This window comes from Comamonas sp. A23, from assembly GCF_004522605.1.
Classification (GTDB): Bacteria; Pseudomonadota; Gammaproteobacteria; order Burkholderiales; family Burkholderiaceae_C; genus Comamonas; species Comamonas thiooxydans.
In genome coordinates this window covers 23,351-41,087 of the sequence record NZ_RSDT01000006.1, presented here as the reverse complement: position 1 = coordinate 41,087, position 17,737 = coordinate 23,351, and the positions used below count along the sequence as shown (strand labels likewise).

Below are 17,737 nucleotides of genomic sequence, written 5' to 3'. Positions count from 1 at the left end.
CTGCAGCAAAGGCTGTCGTCCCCTTTGAGGGGGAAGACACGAAGCGGCTCAGGGGGTATCCGCCCTGTACGCGTGGACGGCCTCGAAAATCGGCGTATCGGCAAAACGGAACAGATCTAGCTGCGGTTGGTCGGCATCGCATTGCGCGCTGAACAGCTGCCAGGAGGGCGCGACAAACATATCGCCGCGCCGCACCTGCCATTGGCGCTCGCCCACAGTCACCGTTCCCTGGCCGTCAAAGACCTGGAAGACGGCAGAGCCCACTTCGCGCTTTGGCCGGGTGCTGGCGCCACAAGCCACGCGGTGCATTTCGCAGCGAATGGTGGGCAGCACGTCGCGGCCATTGCTGGGGTTGGTGTAGCGCACGGCGGCATGGCCGGGGCTGACGGTGGCGGCATGGCCTTCGGCTTCGAGCGCCAGTTGCTCGCTCAGCGCGCGGTCGGTATCCACCCAGCGGTAGGCCAGCAAAGGCGTGCTCGGGCTGTTCTGCAGATGCGCCACAGGGCTCAGCCCGGGATGGCCCCAGAGGCGCTCGGAGCGCGAGAACTCGGGCGTGGCCCGCTCCTGCGGGTCCAGATGCAGGCGGCCATGCTCGAAGAACTGGGACTCGGTGTAGTAGGCAAACGGAATATCCAGCCCGTCTATCCAGGCCATGGGCTGGCTGGCCGCATTGTGGTGGGCGTGCCAGTTCCAGCCGCCCTGGGGTAGAAAGTCGCCGCGCGACATGCGGATCGAGTCGCCGTTGACCACGGTCCACACGCCTTCGCCTTCGACCACAAAGCGGAAGGCATGCTGGGTGTGACGGTGCTCGGGCGCATCTTCGCCGGGCATCAGGTACTGGATGGCAGCCCACAGCGTGGGCGTGGCAAACGGGCGGCCGCCCAGCGCCGGATTGGCCAGGGCAATCGCGCGGCGCTCGCCGCCCCGGCCCACGGGGACGATGCGGCCGGCTTCATCCGCCAGCTTGAGCAGATTCTCCCAACGCCACAGATGAGCGGCGGCCTGGCTTTTGGGGTGGGCAGGCATCAGGCCGCCGATCTCCGTCCACAGCGGCACCAGCATTTCCTGCTCGAAACCTCGGTACAGCTGCTCAAGAGCAGCTGTGGGCTCGGGTTGGCCGGGGGCTTCAAGGGCCGTGAGCTTTACCGGTGAGGGCTGGGCTTGCACAAGGCTCATGGTTTGTCTCTTTCTTTGGTATCTGCTTGGCAGTGCGTTGCTGCCTTGTCTGTCGGCTTGCGGCCTGAGATGGGGGCAAAGAGAGGCTGTGAACTAAATCAACAGCACACTGATGATTAGCATAATGTTGATCTGCATCAGCGATGATTGGGTTAAACCCGGTAGCAGGCCTGATTCGAATAGGGGTGGCAGTCGTGCGAATATCGGGGTCTTTCAGTCATGGCCCTTCAACTGCTGCGCGGCAGGGCGGGCCAGGCACCGGCCCTCAAGACATGCAATACCAACCCGCAGAACTAGAAAACTATCCCGGCTATCACATCCGCAGGCTGCAGCAGATCGCCGTAGCCGTGTTCATGGAAGAGACCGAGGAATTCGGCGTGACGCCCGTGCAGTACGCGGCCCTGTCGGCCGTGCTGCGTCAGCCGGGCATCGACCAGCGCACGCTGGCACGCAATATCGGCTTCGACACCTCCACCATAGGCAGCGTGATCGACCGCCTGGAAGCACGCGGCCTGATGGCGCGTAACGCCAGCCCTGCCGATCGACGCGTGCGTTTGCTGAGCCTGACCGACGAGGGGCGCAGCTTGCTGGTGGCGGCCGAGCCTTCGGTGCTGCGAGCCCAGCGCCGCATGCTGGAGCCTCTTCCTGACGACAAACGGGCACAGTTCATGGAAATGCTGTCGCTGCTGATTCACGAGAACGACGAGTTCGCGCGCGCCCCGAGTGCGGTGGCCCAGCGCAGTGCCGAGCGCAAGCGCAGTGCTGCCGTCAAGGCGGTCAAGGGCCTCACGGGCAAGGCGCAGGACAGCGTGAACGACTGAACCACAAACCGAGACCGCAAGGAAAGACATTGGACTGGGACCATCTGCGTTTTTTTGGCGAACTGGCTCGCAGCGGAAGCATGGCGGCGGCTGCGCGGCGCATGGGGGTCGAGCACACCACGGTGTCGCGGCGCATTCAGGCGCTGGAAAAGCAGCTCGGTGCCGTGCTGTTTGCGCGCGAAGGCGGCCAGTGGCGGCTGACCGAGGCCGGGCGGCAGCTGCAGGAAGTGACCAACACCATGCAAAGCGCGGTCGACGGGCTGGAGCGGGGCCCCCTGGCGCATGCAGCGACCGCCGAGGGGCTGGCCGGGCTGGTGCGGGTGGGTGCCACCGAAGGCTTTGGCACGCAGATGCTGGCCTCCGAGCTCGCCAGGCTCACGCTGCGCTATCCGCTGCTCAGTGTTGACCTGCTGGCGCTGCCGCGCATGCTGCATCTGTCCAGCCGCGAGGCCGATATCGTCATCTCGCTGGAGCGGCCCAAGCGGGGCTCGGTCGTGGTCACCAAGCTGACCGACTATCGGCTCTATCTGTACGGCCAGCGTGAATATCTGGCGCGCAAGCCCTTGGTGGCCAGAACCGAGGATCTGCGCCATCACAGCTTTGTGCACTATGTGGACGATCTGCTGTTCACGCGCGAGCTGCAATTGCTGGATACCTTGCACCGGCCCGAGCGCTTTGCGCTGCGCAGCACCAGCATCACCGCTCAATACGAGGCCGTGCGTGCCGGTGCGGGTCTGGCCGTGCTGCCGGCATTTGTGGCCGACAAGGACCCGATACTGAGCCGCGTGCTGCCCGAGCAGGCTTGTTTCACTCGCACCTTCTGGATGAGCATGCCCGTGGAGTCGCGCCAGATTCCGCGCATAGCCACGACCTGGAGCTTTCTGCGCGATGCCGTGCAAGGCATGCAGAAGCTGCTATTGCCGGATGCATGATTTTTGATGGCGTCTTGCGCTTCATGAGGGGCGGCCTGACTTCTGATTTGACCCTGCATCTTGCGCTGCATGGAGGCTGATCTGCGCTGCCAGACCCGTTGGGAGTCAGTCATGAGACGCCCTGAGCGCCGATGGATGCCGCCGCCATCGCCTTGATAACAGCGCGGATTGCACGCATATACTGGTCCGACCGAATGACTCGGCGCCTGCGGCAAGGTCAGGCCTGTATCTGCCTCTGCCGCGCGCAGCGCTATGACCAGAGCGTATGGCGGCCAGTCTCCTTGCGCTGATTTTTAAGAAAGCAAAGCATGATCGTCACAACCACTCCCTCCATCGAAGGCAAGCGCATCACCCGTTATTGCGGCGTGGTGGCAGGCGAGGCCATTCTGGGCGCCAATGTGTTCAAGGACTTCTTTGCCGGAATTCGCGACATCGTGGGCGGGCGTTCTGGAACCTATGAGCGCGAGCTGCAAAAAGCGCGTGAAATTGCCCTCAAGGAACTGGAGCAACGCGCTGCCGAAGCGGGAGCCAATGCGGTGGTCGGCGTGGACCTTGACTTTGAGGTGCTGGGCCAGGGCAATGGCATGCTCATGGTCTCGGCCAGCGGCACGGCTGTCGTCGTGGAATAGGCAGCTCAGCGACTGAGCTGGCTTGACGCCAGGAAGGCTGCAAACCTATTCCATGTGCAATTGCACATTTTTGGACTACTTCGAAATTTATAGCGAAAAGTCGTTGTAGAATTCGTTCCATCGTAGGGGAGTCGCCAAGCTGGTTAAGGCACTGGATTTTGATTCCAGCATGCGAAGGTTCGAATCCTTCCTCCCCTGCCAAAATCCAAAACCCTGCTCATTGCAATGAGCAGGGTTTTTTGTTTGTGAGCTTGGGGTGCATGCAAGCGAGCCCAAAGCTTTCAGTCATGCGCGATTGGGGCACTCAGGGTGCGTTATCGTGCATTCAGTCTTGCTGGGCAGCACAAGGCGCAGTTGTCGGTGATTGGAGGCTGCTTGCAGTCTGGTGGCTCAGGCTTTGCCGAAAGCGACGCACCAGGTCAAGGGATGACCTAGGGTAAGCACTTACCTTTTGCAGATATTTGCAGCAAACCAGCCAAACTTACCGAGTGTTTTCGCCGTATCGTCGGTGGCATCGATGGGTGCGGGAAAACAACCATTAGACTCTTCGCTCTTTTGTGTCGCTGTTACTCGACGAGCGCGCTTGGGTCCTTGTGAACGAGTTTGACTGCTCACTCGCAACAGAGGCCTGGTTTCGGCCGGGTCCACTCTGATGTACCGCAGTGCACCCTTGCCATGGTCACAAGCGCAGGCAAGTGCAGATATGTTGATATATCTTGCCTGATTGAAACAAATGTATACATATTTGCCATCTGAAAAGACAAGCTCACTACCAGGCTGGGTTAGCTGACACAATGATTGGCTGTTAGGTGTCGCTGAGGTTCGCTCCACGCGTTTGGCTGAGGGCGAACAGCATCAGAAGTCGCTCGGCGCAAGGCATGGCTGCAGGTGGTGGCAGAGAGTTCTTGGGGTTTGTGTTTAACGCAGCGTTTGCGTAAGTGCACGGCAAGATTTGGATAGACAAGGTATGGAATATCGACTGGATGAAACGGACCGCCAGCTGCTGCGCCTGCTGCAGACCAACGCGCGTGCCTCGACCGCGCATTTGGCTCGGCAGATGAATCTGGCTCGGACCACGGTGGTCGCTCGCATCGCCAAGCTGGAGCAAGAGGGCGTGATCGCCGGCTATGGCGTTCGCCTTGGCTCGCGCATGGAGCAGTCTGCCGTGCGCGCCTATTGCGGTATCCGTGTTCAGCCCAAGACGGCAACTTCGGTGATGCAGGCGCTCAACCGCTTCACCGAGGTGGAAGAGGTGTCGGCCGTCAGCGGACAGTACGACTACATGGTGTTTGTGCGCTGCGAGAGCAATGAGAAACTGGACGCGCTGCTTGACCGTATCGGCCTGATCGACGGCATCCAGCAGACCTATACCTCGGTGGTACTGAGCCGCAAGATCGACCGCCGTACCACGGCCGAGGTTGTGGGAGAGGCTTAGAGGCCCAGAGTCACAATCTGACGCTCATATGCAAAACGCCCGGTTCAAACCGGGCGTTTTGCATTCTGTGGTGGAAGGAGAGCAGAGTCGCGCTCCTTCTCGACTGCCTGGTGCGCTCAGTCCACAAAGACCTTGGGCGCGCCTGCCTCCATGCGGCCAATCACTGCCGCATCGCCAAAGCCGCTGTCGGCAAAGACCTTGAGCACTTGCTGGACAGCATCTGCCGCGCAGGAAACCAGCAGGCCGCCAGAGGTCTGAGGGTCGGTCAGCAGTGCTTTCTGAGCGTCTGTCACGGTCGATGCCAACTGCATGTGCTCACCATAGGATGCCCAGTTGCGCCCCGATGCGCCCGTGAAAATGCCTTGCTCTGCAAGCGCCTGAACACCGGGCAGCACGGGTAGCTTGGCGCTTTCAATGCGTGCACTGAGCTGGGCGCCACGGGCCAGTTCCAGGCCGTGGCCCAGCAGGCCAAAACCGGTCACGTCGGTCAGCGCGTGCACGCCGTCAAGCTTCGCAAGCTCGGCGCCGGGGCGGTTGAGCTTGGTGGTTGCATCCACCATGGCACGGTAGCCTGCATCATCCAGCAGATTCTTCTTGAGTGCCGCCGAGAGAATGCCCACGCCCAGGGGCTTGCCCAGAATCAGCACATCGCCGTCCTTGGCATCGGCATTGCGCTTCATCTGTTTGGGGTTGACGATTCCGATGCCGACCAGGCCGTAGATGGGCTCTACCGAATCAATCGAGTGCCCGCCCGCCAGAGGAATGCCTGCATCGCGGCAGACCGATTCGCCGCCTTCCAGAATCTTGGCAATCACATCGTGCGGCAGCACATTGATGGGCATGCCCACAATGGCCAGCGCCATCAGCGGCGTGCCACCCATGGCATAGATATCGGACAGCGCGTTGGTGGCGGCAATGCGGCCAAAGTCATAGGGGTCGTCGACGATGGGCATGAAAAAGTCCGTCGTCGCCACGATGGCCTGCTCGTCATTGATCTTGTAGACGGCCGCGTCGTCTGCGGTCTCTGTGCCTACCAGCAGGTCAGGAAAAAACTGCTTGGGCAGATTGCTTTTGGCCAGCAACTCCGACAGCACGCCAGGCGCAATCTTGCAGCCGCAGCCGCCGCCATGGGAGAGAGAAGTCAGGCGCGGGGTCGCGGGGGAGGCGGTTTCTTGAGTGGTGTTCATGTCAATCCAGACGGCAAGCAGCACTTATGTTGCTGCGGTAGTGAGAGAGATGCTTGTGCTCTGCCGGAAGTTCATCCCGAATGCACAGTAGGCTCTCATTATTGACTGTCTGGGGTCTTGGTCTGCAGTCTATTGTCGATTCTCTTGGGGGAGTGCTTGGAGAGGCATCAAGATGGCTCCGCTGTGTACCAGGCGCTGTGGAATATTGTTTTTGAATATTCAATAACTAAAGTTTTTAATGGTCAGACTCCAGGGATTTAGGCTTTGTAATTCTTGACTGATATTTCTCGAAATCGGTGTGAGAGATGAATGGCATATTCATGCGTTAACGTACTCCGTAGATTGAAAAAACTTCAGTTAACTACCTTTAACATTGAAATAATTAAATAGTTAAAATAAATTGACTTGATCTAATCAATAGATTATTTGTAATGTAATTGAGTGTGAAACGAGTGTGATGACCGGTTGTAATAAGGTTTTGCTTATGTTTTCCTTTACAATCAGTCGATTGGATTTCAGTGCGTCTTGAGTCCAAAAGAACGAGGATTTATTTTGGACTCAGCCCCGTCTTCTGGTGAGATCACCGCACCACGTAGTTCACTTTCCGTTACTTTTGCGGTATGGAACGCACTTTTCCTGCGCGAAGCCGTTGCTCGCCTGAGCGCAACGCGCGGAGCCTGGGTGCTCATCGTGCTGGAACCAGTGTTGCATACCTGCTTCATGTTGCTGCTGTACACCGTTCTGCGTACGCGTTCTGTTGCTGGCGCGGATGTGGCCGTTTGGCTGGTCTTGGGTTTGACTGGCTACTTCACTGTGCAGAACGTCTTTCAGCGTGCAATGGGGGCGGTTGATGCCAACAAAGCCTTGTTTGCCTATCGTCAGGTTCGCCCCATTGATACCGTGATTGTTCGAGCGGGACTTGAAGCACTTTTGGGTTTACTGATATTGATCGTGCTTCTCGGTATTTTGGCTTTTTTGGGGCACTCCGTTATTCCGGATTCGCCAATGGAGGCTATGCTTGCCTTTATTGGGCTGATGCTTTGTGCTTTGGGGGTCGGACTTACTTTATCCGTTCTCAGTGATCTCGTTCCCGAGGCAGGGAATTTGATGGTTTTCCTATTTCGACCATTGTATTTCTTATCGGGTGCTATATTTCCATTGTCTGCAATTCCAGTTCAATATAGGGAATGGGCCTTTTATAATCCATTTGCGCATGGGCTAGAGCTACTGAGAGCAAGTTTCTTTCCTGTTTATCACGCAGCCCAAGAAGCAAATTTTAAGTATATTTTCTGGTTTGCGGTGGTTTCTATTTTCTTCGGCCTGGCATTACAGGTTCGGTTTGCTCGGAGCTTGAGAGCACAATGATTATTGTCGATAATGTTCAGAAACGCTACCAGACACCTCATGGCGCGGGGCGCTGGATTCTCAAGGGGGTAAATCTTACCATTCCAAATAAGGTCAGTGTGGGTTTGGTTGGACGTAATGGTGCAGGTAAATCTACCTTACTGAATCTGATTGGCGGTATTGATACACCCACGCAAGGGACAGTGGAGAGGCGCTGTCGGGTTTCATGGCCTATGGGGTATGGCGGCGGCCTACAAGGCTCTTTGACAGGCCGCCAGAACGCCAAGTTTGTTTCACGTCTGCATGGATTCGATTCGACACATGCCATGACTGAAAAAATTGCCTATATACAAGATTTTGCCGAATTGGGCTCATCCTTTGATGAGCCCGTTCGCACTTATTCATCCGGTATGAAGTCACGCCTGCAGTTTGGATTGTCGCTGGCATTTGACTTTGATGTTTATATATCGGATGAGGCGACATCAGCCGGCGATGCTTCATTCAAAAAGAAAGCCTCCGATGCATTTCAGAGAATTGCCGATCGATCGGGTTTAATTATGGTCTCGCATAGCGATGGCACTTTACGCCAGTTTTGTCAGGCTGGGATTTGGCTACACGAAGGTCAAGCGCATTGGTTTGATGATATTGAAGATGCCCTGAAAAATTATAAAGATAGTATTAAAAAATGACTGAGTTATTGAAAAAAGAACGTTTTACGGGAATGCTTCGAGTCATTTGGCGTATGAAGGCCTTGGCTATTGCGCTATGCGCATCTTTATTGGCGGCATTTTACTGGGGGGTAATTGCCTCTGATCGCTATGTTTCCGAAGCCCGTGTGCTGATTCAGCGTACTGACATGGTGGCTTCGCAGGCGTTGGACTTTGGATCATTACTGGCCGGTGGGGATGGAATATCGCGTGCAGATCAGATGTTGCTGCGAGATAGATTGCAGTCGGTTGATATGTTGCTGCAACTGGATAAAGACCTGAATCTACGCGAGCATTACAGCAGCCACGATCACGACATTCTTTCTCGCATGTTCTTCCATGATGCATCGCTGGAGTTCTTTCACAAGCATTTTTTGTCGCGTGTAAGCGTGGAGTACGACGAATATGCAGGGGTGCTGGTCATCCAGGCTCAGGCCTATGACGCAGAAATGGCCCAGAAGATCACCAAGGCACTGGTGCATGAGGGCGAGCGCTATATGAATGCGCTGGGCCACCAATTGGCCCAGGAGCAGGTGAATTTTCTCGAAAAGCAGGTCAAGGAACGTAGTGAGCATGCGCTGAACGCGCGCCAGCGCGTGCTGGCTTTCCAGAATGCCAAGGGGCTGATTTCTCCTCAGTCTGCCGCTGAGAATTTGGCCGGTGTGGTCAACAAGCTTGAAGAGCAGTTGACAGAGCTTAGCGCGCGCAAGACAGCGTTGCTGGGCTATCTCGCCCCCACGGCACCTACGGTCGTGGAGGTCGATTTGCAGATCCAGGCTGTGGAAAAGCAGATTAAAGCGGAAAAAGCACGTTTGACCAGCGCCAAGGGGCAGTCACTGAACAAGACAGTGGAAGAATACCAACGCTTGGAACTGGAGGCCCAGTTCCAGCAGGATGCTTACAAAAGCGCCCTAGTAGCACTGGAAAAAGGCCGCGTGGAGGCAACGCGTACCTTGAAGAAGGTGCTGGTACTGCAAAGCCCATCGATGCCTGAATACCCTCTACGTCCCCGCCGACTCTATAACATCGTCACCTTTATCCTGGGGGCCTTGCTGCTGGCCGGATTGGTGCAATTGTTGGCATCTATCGTCCGCGACCACCGCGACTGATTATTCTGAATTTTTTAATTTTCACCATGCAATGTTTTATCGCGCGTACCTGTATCAGTTCGGCAGTCGCGGTGCTGCTGGTTGGTGTGTCACCGACTCAGGCACAAATCTCTCAAGCCGGTTCACGTCAGGATACATCGTCCGCCTCCAGTGCTGATATTCTCCAAATTAACCAGGCATTGGGGGGGCTGCCTTCTGGCGGTACTTCCAGCGATGCTTCGGCGAGCCGTTCTGGGGCTGCGGTTCCAATGCAGACACCAGTGTTACCACAAGCGCCGCAGACGGCCGATTACACAGCCAATCTCAAGAGCGATGTCTTTGGCGCGAACCTGTTTACTGGCAACTTTGCACGTGCAGGGGCAACGCAGTTCAACCCCGATTATCTGGTAGCAGTAGGCGACCGCATTCATTTACGGTTGTGGGGAGGCTTTACCTTTGACAGCGTGGCTGCTGTTGACCCGCAAGGCAATATCTTTTTGCCCCAGGTAGGGCCGATCAAGGTGCTGGGCATTGCCAACAAAAATCTTCAACAGCAGGTAGAGGCCGCAGTACGCCGTGTATTCCGCGCCAATGTCTATAGCTATGCCAGCCTGGCTGCTGCGCAGCCAGTGCGTATCTTTGTGGGCGGTAATGTCATGCGTCCGGGCCTTTACAACGGCACCAGCATGGACAGTCTGCTCAACTATTTGGACCAGGCAGGTGGCATCGATCCGGAGCGCGGCAGCTTTTTGACTGTGCAAGTCAAGCGCGGCAGCTCCGTGCGTGCTACTTTCAATCTCTATGACTTTCTACTCCAAGGCCAGTTGCCGCTGCTGCAACTCAATGATGGGGATGTGATTTTTGTCCCCCCCATTGCCAACCGGGTGCGCGTATCCGGTCTTGTGAATAACGCCAAGCGCTTTGAGTTTGCCCAGGGCTCGGAAACCGTGGCTCAGTTGATGCAACTGGCCAAGCCACAGGCCCAGGCAACCCATGTGCGTATTGCACGCAATACCGGCACAGTCAAAAACACGGAGTACTACCCGCTGCAAGAGGCCAATGCTTTGGTGCTGCAAAACGGTGATGAGCTGGAATTCACTGCCGACAAAAAGCCCGGCACCATTACTGTGCGGGTCGAGGGCGAGCATATGAATGCTCAGGAATATGTGTTGCCCTATGGAACGCGGCTGGGCATATTGATGCAGAGCATTCAGACCTTGCCGGATGCTGAACCCGAAAGCATTCAGCTCTTCCGCCAGAGTGTGAAGGAGCGTCAGAAGGAAATGTTGGCCACTAGCTTACGCAGCTTGGAGACAGCCTTGCTAACCGCTCGCAGCGGCAGCACCGATGAAGCCCGCCTGCGGCAGGAGGAAGCCAACCTCACGTTGCAATGGGTAGAGCGTGCCAAAAAGATTGAACCAACGGGTCAAGTTCAGATTGCTCAAGCAAGTCAGCGCGACAACATGCTGCTGGAAAACGGCGACGTGGTTCGCATACCGCGCAAGGATGCTCTGGTGCTGGTCAGTGGGGAAGTGCTGTTCCCGAATGCAGTGGCGTTTGAGGGCTCGCTCAGCCTCAAGGATTACATCGACCGTGCGGGGGGCTTCACCCAGTCGGCTGACAATGCGCGCGTGGTGGTAGCCCACCGCGATGGGGCATTTGAGCAGGTTGATACCAGCAAGATGTTTGCCGATGCACGCATCAAAGCAGGCGACCAGGTGCTGGTCTTGCCCAAGGTGGATGAGAAGAAGCGTCAGTTCTGGAAGGACATGACGCAAATCATGTACCAAATTGCCATTAGTGCGAAGGTCGTTCTTGGTCTGTAACGCTCTCTAAAGTCAAAAGTCATGAAAAAAATTATTGTGGTGGGGCACCCCCAATCGGGATACGAAGGTGTGGAGGAGCTACTGCTTGCCTGTGGAATGGCGGAGGCCCAGCCTTCGCGGCGTGAGGGCTTTACGCCCGTGCAGATAAGCGAAACCTTAGCCAAAGTGCATGGCGCCGTACCTGTGCAGTATGTGCGCGTGGCAGAACAGCTTGAGCAAATCAATGTGGCTCCTGTTTGGCAGGGGCTGGCGTTGGACTTGATGCTAGCTAATATGGAACTGCCGCTGTGGGGATGGGCCGATACCCAGGCGGTATATTTGCTGGATTACTGGAAATCTCAAGACCCGCAAACAGTATTTGTGCTGGTGTTTGACGAGCCGCTGAGCGTTTTAACCCGTCAGACACTAGAGCAGGCGGATGCTGGGCCAGAAGAACTTGAAGCCAAAGTCAATGCCTGGATGGCATACAACTCTGCTGTGCTTCATTTTCATCTGTGCAATCCTGACCGCAGCCTGCTTGTTCATGCAGCGCAGGTGCAGACATCGGCGAAGAGCTATTTACAGCAAGTCAGCTCGCGCATCAATACCCAGCTTCAGTTGCCCGGCGAAGCAGAATTGCAGGAAGCTAGCGAGAACCCGCAATCAGTGCTGCTAAATGGCCAGTCAAGGCAAGGCCTTGAGAGCAATGTCCTAGCCCAATGGCTGGCGCGGCAGTTATTGGAGGAATACCCTCAGGCTACCGAGTTGTATGAGCAACTGCAGGCAACTGCATCGTTGCCACAGCATGCCCATGGAGAGGCGGGCAGGCAACTTCTGGCTACTGATGTACAGGCTAGTCGTCGTTACCAAGCTTGGTACAGCTTTGTGGCGCAGCAAATGCTAATGCAGGAGCATGCTCAGCGTCTGGAGCAACAGGATAAGACGCTGAATGAGCAGGAGCAGCAAATAGAGGCCTTGCGCCAAACTGATACTGCAGCGCAATTGCTGCTGGCTCAGCAGCAGCAGCTATTGGCTAATAACGCGAGCACATTGCAGGCCAGTGCGCAGGAAAATCACATGCTGCTGGAGCAACTGCACAAAGTGCAGGAAGAATTGGAAAATCGTTATTTGCAAAGCAAGCTGCAAGGAAAAGCCTTGGTGGAGTTGCCAAGAGTCCAGGCTGATTTGAAAGCTGCGCAAGAAAAAGTCAGCAAGCTCGCGCAAACGGAGGCTTTGGTTGGCGAGCTAAAAGCAGAGCTTCAAATATCTCAAGGCAGAATTCAGCAGTTGCAGCAAGGTGTCACTCATTTGAAAGCTGCGCAGGAAAAGGTAATAAAGCTTGAGCAAACAGAAGCTTTGGTTGGTGAACTAAAAGCAGAACTTCAAACTGCCCATAGCAGAATTCAGCAGTGGCAGCAAAGTGGAACATATTTGAAGAAAAACTTGCAGCTTGATAGGGCCGAGACATCGGTTACTGATCTGCAGAGTGAAAATGAGCTACTGCTAACACAGCTTCATAAAGTCCAGGAAGAACTGGAACGCTACTACCTGGAGAATCGGCAACTCAAAGCCAGCGAAAAACCTCAATCCAAGGCATATTATGGCGCTGCTGATCGGGTTAGGCAGCAACTTTCTTACCGTCTGGGGGCGACCATGATTGCCCAGTCACGTAGCGTAGGCGGCTGGTTTGGTATGCCGTTTGCGCTGCAGGCCGAGGCTAAACGCTTCAAGCAAGAGCAGGCTGCACGCTCAAATCAAAAACTCCCTCCCATCACGCAATACCGCGATGCTCATGAAGCTGAACGCATTAAACAGCATTTATCGTACCGGCTTGGCGCCCGCATGATTGCCAATTCCAGATCACTGGGGGGCTGGGTATCTATGCCTTGGTTTTTGTTGGTTGAAGTCAAAGCATTTCGCCAGGCACGCCGCTAATACCTAACATTATTGGCAGCGGCTTGTACGAAATTTAACAAAGAACAATGCACACTCGTCACTATGAATAGCTCTACTAGTACTTTGACCCAGTGGCTAGATAACTTACAGATATTACTGCCGCCAAGCCACATCACATTGGTAGGAGCTGGTAATGGCGTGGGGGCTTGGGTGCGGTGGCTGCAAAAACAGGCGGGAACTGCGACCTTGGTTGAAGCAGATGCCCAGCAGTTTGCGACCCTTCAGTGCCTGCAAGCAGCGGGCTATTTGGAGCGAGCAACATTGCTGAATACAGTGCTTGCCCCTGAGGCGAAAGAGCCAGTAGAGTTTTTTACGGCCAGTTTGGCGTCAGAAAATGGCCTACTGCGTCCTGAAGAACTGCGTCAATGTTGGCCCAACCTGTCAACCTTGGCCGTTGAATCTTTACAAGCCAAAGCTTTGACTTCATTGCTAGAAGTAAAGCCGAGCCAGCAATGGCTATTGATCGATTGCCTGCCCGCCGCCACGCTATTGCACAGCGCCAAAGCTGTGTTATTCAAAGTGGATGTCGTTTTAGCACGTGTATTGTTGGGAGTAGACCAGCCTGCTGGAACTGGTCTGACTGAACTGATTCAAGCTTTGCCGGATTTCATACAGTTAGCGCGACAATCAACTCGTCATCCAGCTATTGTCTATGTGTTATTTGTACGCGACTATCGCAATGCGTTCCAACGCGCTAATCAAGCAAAGCATGAAGAAGAGAATGAAAAAAAAGCTATTTTAAAAGCTCAAAATGATATTCAAAATAAACTTGCAAAGTTCCAAGAAGATAATTCGGAGCTTTTGAAAAAACAAAAATTGCTAATAAACTCCCAGAGTCTATTGCAGACTGAATTGTTGGAGGCTGTTAATGCAAAAAATACAGAAACCGTTGCTAAGAAAATTGCTCAGAAAGCCCAAATCGAATTGCAGACTCTGCTCGACAGAGTCCAAGCAAGTCAAGCGGAACAATTGATACAACAAGAGCTGCAAGTGCAAGCTCGGGAAGCATTGAAAATTGACTTGGTTGCAGCTAATCAAGCCCTTGATATTGAGTTGAAGGCAAAGATTGAACTGCAGGCCAAGTACCAAAAACTCGACGCTGAACAACAAGAAACCAAGTGTCGGCAGCAACTACTAAGAAAAGAATTAATCAAAGCAGAATCTCAGTTGAATTTATTAAGAGATTTTTTATATCAAGATGAGAAAGATAATAAATAAGCAGTACAGCAGGATTTTATAATATAGATTTTTTAATGGTTGAATTTAGAACTACGAAATTATGCAAGAAAATATACCTAATCCTAGGGCGTCCTTATATTATCATGAATTGCTGCAGCATGCTAAATATTCTTGGATACAAGGTGATTGGGAAGCCTTAATTAGATATAACGTAGAAGATATTCAACACCATACCGAACGTGCTCAGTTGGCTCTTTTGATTGCTGCTGGCCATCATTCCAGTGGTAACAATGGAAGAGCACATTATTTTATTCAGCATGTGCTGCAATGGGGGGGGGCTGAAACTGAGATAAGTAAAGTGTTACTGTCAGGGGTTTTTGATACTTTAGGGCGTGCGGCAATTATTAATCAGCAAGAAGAAATTGCAGAGGAATTTTACAAAAAATCAATAAATATTTTCTATGAAGATAAAGATCTGGAATTGGTAACGCATAAATTCAGAAAAAGCAAAGAATCGGTAAATTACCTTCTTGAGATAGAGCGAAGATTTCATATTAATTCTAAATTAAATTTTTTCTTGAAGGATAATTATAAGTCAAGAACAGAGTACGTTCATTATGATGATATGAATGAGTCAGATGAATGGCAATTGGAGGTTTATCTTTATGCCTATGGCCTGATGAAAAAAAATGGATGGAACTCTGTTGCTGATATAGGGTGCGGTTCTGGATATAAGTTGATAAACTATTTGGGGGATTTTCATACGATTGGCTATGAGCTTGATATTAATTTGCCTGTTTTGTTTGATAAGTACCCTAATAGGGATTGGAGACCATCTAATTTCAACATGGATGGCGATATAAATGTTGATTTGATAGTATGCTCAGATGTTATCGAGCATTTAACCAATCCGGATGATCTGATTAGATATTTTCTAAGGCAAAAATTCGAGAAATTGATATTATCAACTCCCGATAGAGATATTTGCCGAGGTGTTGAGGATTTTGGTCCGCCGAAAAATAAAGCTCATCAGAGAGAATGGAATTTTCTCGAATTCTATAAATACATAAGCAATTATTTTAATGTAACACACCATGCAGTAACAAACTCCAAGCAAGGAACACAAATGATTGTTTGTGAAAAATATAAAAATTTTTAAAGTTAATGTAGAGTTTATTAGGTAATTGGAGTTCTAATGCAAAGTTTAAAGTTAATTATTGCTGAAAATATTTTATCCGAGAATAAAAAATCACTAATATCTTCACTTAAAAATAAATTTTTAAAAATTGACATCAGCTTTATAAGTGAAAATTTCACAAACGAAGAATTCATAGAGAAATTTTCACAGAATGAATGTGCTAAATATACTTGGACTTTGGTCTTTAGTTCAAATACTAGTATTTTGAATTTATCTGAGTCATTGGGCTATCAAAATTCAATTATTTTTAATAATCCTTATAACTTTGATGAGGATGTATTTTTCTTTCATGAGAATATGAAATTTGTCATAGTTTCTAAAGATGAAAAAAATATTATTGCCTATAAAGAAAAAACAGAAATAATTGACTATATTGACAGTAAAATAATAAATAGCATATGTGAATTAACTGGGGTTAACAAAACGCCATTGGAGTATATTTCTTCCTATAAAAGAACTCCTAATAAAATATACGGATTCAATCCAATAAAGAATAAGTCAAAAGTTAATGATGAGTTTATAAGGAATTTTTCTAAAGATGTGTTGGTTGTAGTAATACCAACAAAAAACTATCCGGTCTCAGGTGAGAATTTTAAAAAAAGAATTAATTGGTTTAATGAGATTTTCTCGAGTTCGGTAAATTTTTTATTCTCGAATGAGCTGAATTTAATAGATATTGATTTTAGTAACGTGATTTTAGATGACTGTATGTCAGTAAAAAAAACACGCGCAGAAAATATAAATTCAGTTTATGAAAAACTAGGAAAATCCTATAAATTATTCTGTTTTATAGATGATAATATAATTCCTGATGCATCGATTATTGACGCGATCGTGCTTTGTGCCAAGCGGTATGAGGTCGTTACGCCATATTCTCATTCGGTAAGTATACCTATTGGTGAGTTTGAGGCTATTTTTGAAAAAATGTGGATCGCTCCGCGTGATCTGAGAACGGTTGACATAAAGAAAAGTATTTCAGAGGGTTGTTTTGTTGTTCGGAGCTCATTTATTGCATCAATTGCTAATTTCCAAACATATAAAAACACTGACCTAGAGAATAATGCAATTGATCTTCTTTCCTTGTATCGATTAAGTGAATACGGGATTTATGCTGCATTTGCACCATGGTTTCAATACAAGAATAGCCGAGAAAATAAGCATGATGCAAATGACTTGCTTCATTCTAAAATATTTTTCTCTTCTGGAGCTGACAGTGGTGTAGAAGATAAATATAGAATATATGAAAATAATAAGCACTATCCTACTTACTCGAGGATAACTGAAGTAAAAAAAATAAAAAAAAATCATGTGTATTTTTCAAATACAGACTTAACGATAAAAAAAATCAATAGATCAATAATAGATGGGAATTTAGATGAATTAGTGTTTCATATGGATTCTGGTATTTACGGGGAGGTTTCAAGTTCTTTGCTAAGAAATCAATTGGTTTCTAAGTTTTCTGAATATGACTTGATAAAAAATAGAAAAAATATAGAGAAAATCGATTGCTCTGCTTTGATAAAAAGCACTGGTCGAATACCTCAATTGGCACGACTAATTTCAAGCTTAAAAGCTAATAACCCAGATTTTCCAATATTGATATTAGATGATTCGGGAGTTGACCTATCAGGGATTAAAAGTATTTTAAGAGACGGAGACCGGTTAATAGAGATGGGGGATGTCGATGTCGGTCTGTCTGAAGGAAGAAATATTCTGGTCGAGAGTTGCAAATCAAAATTTCTTTTATTATTGGACGATGATTTTTTAATCATGCCAGACTCTAATATAGAGAATGGGTTAATCAATCTGATTGAGGAAGGCCTGGATATTGTGGGGGGGGCAGTCTTCGATTATGGATATGCAGCAAATGTTCGAGAAATGCCAAGAGATTTCAGAGGGTTTCTGCATAAGGAATCTAGAGTTTTGAATATTACGTCATTACCTTTGACTGTTGAGCATGAAGAGCTATCTGTGTCCCGAAATGTTGATTTGGTAATGAATTTTTTTGTAGCCAGAAAAGAATCTATTTTGAAGAATCTGTGGGATAAAAGTCTAAAACTAGGAGAGCACTTAGATTTCTTTTTGCGAGCAAAAGAAAACGGCTTAAAAATATCCTATCTTCCTCAGATGTATACACTCCATTACAGGCCTTCTGGTGATGCGGATCCTTTATATCAGATTAAAAGAAGTAGAGCCGAAAAGTTTATTGAGAAAAATTTTGAAAAACATGCAATTGACATTGTTCTTAAAAATGGCGAAGTCATTAAAGGTTAAATCATA

14 protein-coding genes and 1 tRNA gene are annotated in these 17,737 nt (G+C 50.5%); 13 read left to right on the top strand and 2 right to left on the bottom strand.

The genetic code is table 11. The features are described 5' to 3' along the window. Positions 1 to 48 precede the first annotated feature (48 nt). Positions 49 to 1,176 carry a cupin domain-containing protein gene (locus tag EIC84_RS14630; protein WP_003067504.1) on the bottom strand — a complete coding sequence of 376 codons (1,128 nt, stop codon included), beginning with the start codon at positions 1,174 to 1,176 and terminating at the stop codon, positions 49 to 51. A 272-nt stretch (positions 1,177 to 1,448) separates the two neighbouring features. Between EIC84_RS14630 and EIC84_RS14625 the strand changes: the two genes are divergently transcribed. The 5 genes from EIC84_RS14625 (at position 1,449) to EIC84_RS14605 (ending at position 4,993) form a co-directional block, all read left to right on the top strand. Further along, positions 1,449 to 1,997, top strand: a complete 549-nt coding sequence (locus EIC84_RS14625; RefSeq protein ID WP_003067505.1) for a MarR family winged helix-turn-helix transcriptional regulator — start codon at positions 1,449 to 1,451, stop codon at positions 1,995 to 1,997. A 29-nt stretch (positions 1,998 to 2,026) separates the two neighbouring features. Beyond that, the gene (locus EIC84_RS14620) at positions 2,027 to 2,929 is read left to right on the top strand and encodes a LysR family transcriptional regulator (RefSeq protein WP_003067507.1); all 903 of its coding nucleotides are present in this window, start codon (positions 2,027 to 2,029) and stop codon (positions 2,927 to 2,929) included. 308 nt (positions 2,930 to 3,237) lie between these two features. Then, the gene (locus tag EIC84_RS14615; protein WP_003067510.1) at positions 3,238 to 3,558 is read left to right on the top strand and encodes a heavy metal-binding domain-containing protein; all 321 of its coding nucleotides are present in this window, start codon (positions 3,238 to 3,240) and stop codon (positions 3,556 to 3,558) included. A 124-nt stretch (positions 3,559 to 3,682) separates the two neighbouring features. Next, positions 3,683 to 3,759: transfer RNA gene (locus EIC84_RS14610), tRNA-Gln, on the top strand. A 766-nt stretch (positions 3,760 to 4,525) separates the two neighbouring features. Then, entirely contained in the window at positions 4,526 to 4,993 is a 468-nt protein-coding gene (locus EIC84_RS14605) for an Lrp/AsnC family transcriptional regulator (RefSeq protein WP_003067511.1), read from the top strand. A gap of 116 nt (positions 4,994 to 5,109) precedes the next feature. Here EIC84_RS14605 and selD read toward each other — a convergent pair whose 3' ends face one another. Continuing rightward, entirely contained in the window at positions 5,110 to 6,180 is a 1,071-nt protein-coding gene (selD, locus tag EIC84_RS14600; RefSeq protein WP_034362679.1) for a selenide, water dikinase SelD, read from the bottom strand. Between the two features lie 525 nt (positions 6,181 to 6,705). Here selD and EIC84_RS14595 point away from each other — a divergent pair. The 8 genes from EIC84_RS14595 to EIC84_RS14560 all read left to right on the top strand — a co-directional run bounded on the left by EIC84_RS14595 (position 6,706) and on the right by EIC84_RS14560 (position 17,731). Further along, positions 6,706 to 7,545 (top strand): ABC transporter permease, encoded by an 840-nt coding sequence (locus tag EIC84_RS14595; RefSeq protein WP_237704483.1) that lies wholly within the window; start codon positions 6,706 to 6,708, stop codon positions 7,543 to 7,545. Continuing rightward, on the top strand, positions 7,542 to 8,213 hold the full coding sequence (locus EIC84_RS14590; protein ID WP_003067519.1) for an ABC transporter ATP-binding protein: 672 nt from the start codon (positions 7,542 to 7,544) through the stop codon (positions 8,211 to 8,213). Before EIC84_RS14595 ends, EIC84_RS14590 begins: the two co-directional genes overlap by 4 nt. Beyond that, positions 8,210 to 9,340: a chain-length determining protein gene (locus EIC84_RS14585; RefSeq protein ID WP_034362653.1), complete on the top strand. Its 1,131-nt coding sequence runs from the start codon at positions 8,210 to 8,212 to the stop codon at positions 9,338 to 9,340. Before EIC84_RS14590 ends, EIC84_RS14585 begins: the two co-directional genes overlap by 4 nt. Positions 9,341 to 9,366: 26 nt before the next feature. Then, positions 9,367 to 11,145, top strand: coding sequence for a polysaccharide biosynthesis/export family protein (locus tag EIC84_RS14580; RefSeq protein WP_080554205.1), 1,779 nt, complete (start codon positions 9,367 to 9,369; stop codon positions 11,143 to 11,145). Between the two features lie 21 nt (positions 11,146 to 11,166). After that, complete coding sequence (locus tag EIC84_RS14575) at positions 11,167 to 13,059, top strand: hypothetical protein (protein WP_003067527.1); 1,893 nt, start codon at positions 11,167 to 11,169, stop codon at positions 13,057 to 13,059. Between the two features lie 63 nt (positions 13,060 to 13,122). Continuing rightward, complete coding sequence (locus tag EIC84_RS14570) at positions 13,123 to 14,298, top strand: hypothetical protein (RefSeq protein WP_131361355.1); 1,176 nt, start codon at positions 13,123 to 13,125, stop codon at positions 14,296 to 14,298. Between the two features lie 61 nt (positions 14,299 to 14,359). Then, a complete protein-coding gene (locus tag EIC84_RS14565) occupies positions 14,360 to 15,418 on the top strand; it encodes a methyltransferase domain-containing protein (RefSeq protein WP_134737324.1) in 1,059 nt (352 codons plus the stop codon). A gap of 36 nt (positions 15,419 to 15,454) precedes the next feature. Next, the gene (locus tag EIC84_RS14560; protein WP_134737323.1) at positions 15,455 to 17,731 is read left to right on the top strand and encodes a glycosyltransferase family 2 protein; all 2,277 of its coding nucleotides are present in this window, start codon (positions 15,455 to 15,457) and stop codon (positions 17,729 to 17,731) included. The last annotated feature ends 6 nt before the right edge of the window (positions 17,732 to 17,737 follow it).

Coding starts and splice junctions, on each gene's coding strand:
- EIC84_RS14630 (WP_003067504.1), bottom strand. CDS start 1,176: ATGAGCCTTGTGCAAGCCCAGCCCTCACCGGTAAAGCTCACGGCCCTT.
- EIC84_RS14625 (WP_003067505.1), top strand. CDS start 1,449: ATGCAATACCAACCCGCAGAACTAGAAAACTATCCCGGCTATCACATC.
- EIC84_RS14615 (WP_003067510.1), top strand. CDS start 3,238: ATGATCGTCACAACCACTCCCTCCATCGAAGGCAAGCGCATCACCCGT.
- EIC84_RS14605 (WP_003067511.1), top strand. CDS start 4,526: ATGGAATATCGACTGGATGAAACGGACCGCCAGCTGCTGCGCCTGCTG.
- selD (WP_034362679.1), bottom strand. CDS start 6,180: ATGAACACCACTCAAGAAACCGCCTCCCCCGCGACCCCGCGCCTGACT.
- EIC84_RS14590 (WP_003067519.1), top strand. CDS start 7,542: ATGATTATTGTCGATAATGTTCAGAAACGCTACCAGACACCTCATGGC.
- EIC84_RS14585 (WP_034362653.1), top strand. CDS start 8,210: ATGACTGAGTTATTGAAAAAAGAACGTTTTACGGGAATGCTTCGAGTC.
- EIC84_RS14580 (WP_080554205.1), top strand. CDS start 9,367: ATGCAATGTTTTATCGCGCGTACCTGTATCAGTTCGGCAGTCGCGGTG.
- EIC84_RS14575 (WP_003067527.1), top strand. CDS start 11,167: ATGAAAAAAATTATTGTGGTGGGGCACCCCCAATCGGGATACGAAGGT.
- EIC84_RS14570 (WP_131361355.1), top strand. CDS start 13,123: ATGAATAGCTCTACTAGTACTTTGACCCAGTGGCTAGATAACTTACAG.
- EIC84_RS14565 (WP_134737324.1), top strand. CDS start 14,360: ATGCAAGAAAATATACCTAATCCTAGGGCGTCCTTATATTATCATGAA.
- EIC84_RS14560 (WP_134737323.1), top strand. CDS start 15,455: ATGCAAAGTTTAAAGTTAATTATTGCTGAAAATATTTTATCCGAGAAT.